This window comes from Oleiphilus sp. HI0080 (genome assembly GCF_001635135.1).
In genome coordinates this window covers 1-1074 of record NZ_LWFU01001151.1, presented here as the reverse complement: position 1 = coordinate 1074, position 1074 = coordinate 1, and the positions used below count along the sequence as shown (strand labels likewise).

Sequence of the window (1074 nt, the reverse complement as noted above, 5' to 3'; positions counted from 1 at the left end):
GCCCGCTTATCCGTCTGCAATTCCTGATCACTATTGCTCGGAAATTATGATCTTTCGTGGTTTTTGGATGGTTAGCTGGTTTAAGCAAGAGTTTGGTTTGCGAGAGCAGCGTATCGCCGAAGCAGAGAATGTCAGCCCTGAAAGTTTGTTTGATGAGCTTGTTAATACGGTTCCGCCCGGTTCTATGGGCTTGATGCTACAGCCTTATTGGACGCCTGGGGTGAGAGATCCAGGCCCTGAGGCGAAGGGCGGAATTATTGGCTTTGGTGATGTGCATACTCGTGCGCATGTCTATCGCGCCATTCTCGAAGGTCTTGCTTACGGCTTGCGAGACGGGCTTGAACGGCTTCAACAACGCAATAAGCAGCAAGTGCATCTTCTGCGCGTATCGGGAGGAGGGTCTCAAAGTGACGCTGCTTTGCAGCTCACGGCAGATATTTTTGGTTTGCCCGTTGAACGGCCTCATACCTATGAAACCTCCGGCTTGGGTGCGGCGATGGACACAGCGGTTGCACTTGGGTGGTATCCAGACTGTGAAGCGGCGATTAAGAGTATGACGCGTGTTGGTAAAAGGTTTGAGCCAGATCAGCAGGTACACAAAGTGTACGACCGATTATACAAAGAGGTGTATTTGAAGATGTACAAACAGTTGCAGCCTTTGTACCGGTCTATTCAAGATATCACTGGTTATCCCGAGAAGTAGCTTGGATAAAATTGATGCATCAAAAACGAAAAAACGCTCCAGTCGATGTTGCGTCGAGCGTGGAGCGTTCTTAAATAATTGAGGATCAAATAACTCGAAAAAGAGCGAAGCGTCTCGCGAGACGCTTCGCTGAATCGGGATACTTCATTTAATCCACAATTGAATTTTAATGCTCCGAAACTCTATAGAGTAGAGGCTTTCGGTAAGCAGTTTCGTAGCAATGTTACCGTTTTGTTTCAGTCTGTTTCGTACTGCTCTATTGCTGATCAGTGATAGGCAAGTCGCGTTATAGTGCATGCCCAGCCCGTGCTTATGCTGTCTGTTCCCAAGGTGATACCGCAATGGCTTGTCGTGTTTCACAATTCTGAATT

1 protein-coding gene is annotated in these 1074 nt (G+C 47.8%); it reads left to right on the top strand.

The features are described from left to right. Window positions 1-703: FGGY-family carbohydrate kinase (locus A3751_RS20715; RefSeq protein WP_255376110.1), on the top strand; the 703-nt coding region annotated here is incomplete at its 5' end. Between the last annotated feature and the right edge of the window lie 371 nt (window positions 704-1074).